The organism is Polaromonas sp. P1_E1_2 (assembly GCF_056406035.1).
The window spans coordinates 1-3,678 of the sequence record NZ_JBFUAZ010000442.1; the positions used below are offsets into that span (position 1 = coordinate 1).

Annotated in this window: 4 protein-coding genes; all 4 read left to right on the top strand. The window is 62.1% G+C overall.

All coding sequences use genetic code 11. From position 1 onward, the window contains the following. Positions 1-1,099 (top strand): O-antigen ligase family protein (locus AC1D1P_RS17595; RefSeq protein ID WP_477673851.1); only part of this gene is annotated, 1,099 nt, incomplete at its 5' end. Further along, positions 1,096-2,064: a glycosyltransferase family 2 protein gene (locus AC1D1P_RS17600; RefSeq protein ID WP_477667862.1), complete on the top strand. Its 969-nt coding sequence runs from the start codon at positions 1,096-1,098 to the stop codon at positions 2,062-2,064. The genes AC1D1P_RS17595 and AC1D1P_RS17600, both read left to right, overlap by 4 nt. Positions 2,065-2,068: 4 nt before the next feature. Further along, the gene (locus AC1D1P_RS17605) at positions 2,069-3,148 is read left to right on the top strand and encodes a glycosyltransferase family 2 protein (RefSeq protein WP_477673852.1); all 1,080 of its coding nucleotides are present in this window, start codon (positions 2,069-2,071) and stop codon (positions 3,146-3,148) included. Then, the coding region (locus AC1D1P_RS17610; RefSeq protein WP_477673853.1) for an acyltransferase family protein at positions 3,145-3,678 on the top strand (534 nt) is incomplete at its 3' end. The genes AC1D1P_RS17605 and AC1D1P_RS17610, both read left to right, overlap by 4 nt.

The window sequence follows — 3,678 nt, forward strand, 5'->3', positions numbered from 1 at the left end:
GGCCTCACCGGCTCTTCTGGGCCTGCATCCGCATGTGTCACACGATTACGTGTACCCGCTGCTCATCGGCATCGCGGCAGTGCTTGCCACCAGCATGGAAAGAGACCTCGCATTCAAGGCGGCTCGCAACGCCCTGCTGCTCTTTATGGCAGCGGGCTTGCTGCTGATCCCTTTCAAGCCAACGCTGGTGCTGGACCTCTCCTATACACAGGGCTTGCTGCCTGGTGTACCGCGGCTGGCAGGGCTGGCTGCACATGCCGTGTCACTCGGCATGCTGGCTCAGCTGGGCTTGCTGTGTCTTCTCGCGCGTCCTCTGCAGAGCGTCTGGCTGAATCGCCTGGCGTGGGGAATGGGGCTCCTTGTCCTTTTTCTCGCTCAATCCAAAACAGCCTGGATTTCTTTTACCCTGTGCTCCGCCTGCATTCTTGCTGTACGCCAGGGGCCCGCGTTTCTGCGCCGCGCCACTGACCCGGTGCGGCCGGAATTCGGCATCGTCTCGTTGGTGGGGTTCATGGTTGCGGTGGCCGGCGTCACGTTGGTGCTGATGTTTGGCGATATCGATGCGCGTCTGTCCAGCTTCTTTGACAGCGCCCAGGGCGCGCAACTCGCGTCCATGACCGGCCGTGATCAGATCTGGGCAATTGCCTATGACGAATGGCAGCGCAACCCTGTGTTCGGCTACGGACCCACCCTGTGGGATGTCAGTTTCCGTGAAAGTATCGGCATGCCCAATGCGACCCACGCGCACAACCAGTTTATGGACACGCTGTCGCGCTCCGGCACGGTGGGTGCCGCTGCACTGGTGTTGTACGCACTGGTGCTGCTGGTCCTGTCTATCCGCTATGCACGTGCCAGCGGCGGCCTTTCACTGGCGTTGTTCGTGGCGCTGGCACTGCGCGCCATCAGTGAAGTGCCGCTGCTGCTCTTCGGTTACGGCCCCGAGCTCACCACTCACGTGCTTTTGCTGATGACGCTGGCGGCTGCAGCGCGCGAAGCCCATGCCCGCAGAAGGCAGCCGGCAAGCTTGCCGGAAGGTGCCACGCCCCGCTTCGCCGGGAACTTCCATCCGTCCCCGGCTACCTCTCGAGCCCGACCATGAAATTTTCGATTGTCATTCCGCTTTACAACAAGGCACCGTACATCAACGACACCATCGCGTCGGTGCTGGCACAAACCTTCTCGGACTTCGAGGTCATTGTGGTGGACGACGGTTCCACCGACGGCGGTGCGGAACTGGTAACGTTCATACCTGACCCGCGATTGCGCCTGGTGCGCCAGGCCAATGCCGGTGTTTCCGCCGCCCGGAACCTGGGAATTTCGCTGGCAAAAGGCGAATGGGTTTCCTTTCTCGACGCCGATGACTGGCACCATCCCCAGTACCTGGAAACCCTCCTGTGGACGCAGGCGCGTTACCCGCAGGTCGACACGGTGGCCACCGACTTCTTGCCGGTTCCCGATACGCACACCATGTGGCCGCCGAACTGGCCAGTGCTGGCAGATCAACCGGAAGTGGAACTCATCACCGATCTGCCGCGGCGCTGGATGAGCGCGCCGTCGCTGTGCACCAGCGCGGTGTCCGTGCGAAGCGCGCGCTTGCGGCAAATGCAGCCATGCTTTCCTTCGGGAGAGTCGCACGGCGAAGACCTGGATCTATGGTTCCGTCTGGCTGAGAAAACCCCCGTTGCGCTGGTCCGGTCGCCCTTGATGGCGTATCGGCTGGCTGTGGAAGGCGGCCTGACGACATACCACCCCGACCTGGCCATGCCACCGTTTCTGGAACGCATGCGGGCACGTGCACTATCAGGGGCCATGACCACAGCACAACGCCGGTCTGCACTGTGGCTTGTGGCGCAACACGAGTTGACGCTGGCACGGCAGGCATTGGCATCCGGAAGCCGCCGTGAGGGCTTCGACTGGCTGGTGCGCGCACACCGCGCGGCTACCGGGAGACGCTGGTGGCTGACGGCGGCCATGCTTTTCATGCCGGGCCAAGTGGTGAAAAACTGGCAGCTTTGGCGCACGCGCCGGACCGTTCACACCGGCAGCCCGGCCGAAGCAGGATAAAAAAATGAACCCCAAATCACCCCGCAAAATTACCCCCCTCTGGCATTCCTGCCGGGTCTCCGTGGTCATCAAGGCACTGAATGAGGAAAAACGCATCCGGGCGACCATCGAGAGTGCGCTGCGCGCTGTTTCCACCGTGGGAGGAGAGGTCATTCTTGCCGACTCCTGCTCGACCGACAGCACAGTGGAACTGGCATGTACTTACCCCATCCGTATCGTCCAGCTGGCCAATCCCAACGAGCGCTGCTGCGGCGTGGGCCCGCAACTGGGCTACCAGCATTCGCATGGCGACTTCATTTATATCCTCGATGGCGACATGCAGATGCAGGAAGGCTTTCTTGAGAAAGCACTCGATTTTCTGGATGCCCATGAAGACGTCGCAGGCGTCGGCGGACGGGTGGTGGAGCAAAACACCGCGAGCCTGGAATACCTTGCGCGTGGAGAACGCGCCTCGCCGCACCTGCTGCCTGGCAAGGTCGACCGGCTCGACGGCGGAGGGCTTTACCGTCGCACAGCCATTGAGGCCGCAGGCTATCTTTCCGACCGTAACCTGCACAGCTATGAAGAATTTGACCTGGCCATCAGGCTGCGCGCTCTCGGCTGGCATCTGTGGCGCCTGCCGGTGGATGCCGCCAACCACTTTGGCCACGATGCACCACCCTATCGCTTGTTGATGCGGCGCTGGAGCACCCGCTATATCTGCGGGCTGGGCGAACTGGTCCGCGCTGCCGCCGGCCAGCCCCGACTGCATCTGGCGCTGCAGGGCCTGCGGGAACTGCGCCTGTACATGGCCGTCCTGGGCTGGTGGGCGGTCATGGCCAGCCTGGTATTCTGGCCGGTATCGGCTCCCCTGCGCATGGCATTCTTTTGCATCATCGTCACGGCGCCGGTGTTGCTGATGACCTGGCGAAAACGGTCTGTCACCAAGGCGCTGTATTCGGTGATCTCATGGTGCTTCAATGCCGCAGGCCTCATACGCGGCCTGCTTCGCCGGCAACGCCCGGCTGGCGAGGCCATCGCGAGCCGGGTACTCAAGGACTTCTCAATGGCGCCTCGCCAGGTAATTCAGGGGAGCGCGCATTGAGCGGCCCAGATGGAAGCCTGCAGAAGCAACGGGCGACGCAGCAATTCACGGGCGTACAAATTCTGAGATTTGCCGCGGCCATGCTTGTCGTGGTCATGCACATTACCCAGGCCATTTCCATCCACATCGGCGGAACCGGCCCAACCCATTATTGGGCAGACGGCTCCGCAGGCGTAGACATCTTTTTTGTCATCAGCGGGTTTGTCATGGCCATGTCAACGTCGACATTGCCTTCCGACGCTGCGTCCCGGGTCAATGCCGCCTGGGTGTTCATGCGAAGGCGCTTGCTGAGGATCGCGCCGCTCTACTGGTTCTATACCTTGTTGAAGGTCGTCCTCTTGCTGGCTTTGCCGACTCTCGCGTCCCGCGCGTCCGTCGAGCCCGGGCATCTGGCCGCCTCCCTTTTGTTCATCCCTGCCGTGAGCCCGTGGGGCCTCGTATTGCCCGCGCTGCCCGTCGGCTGGACATTGAATTTTGAAATGCTTTTTTATGCGGTTTTTGCGGCAGCCATTGCGCTGGGCGCACCACGC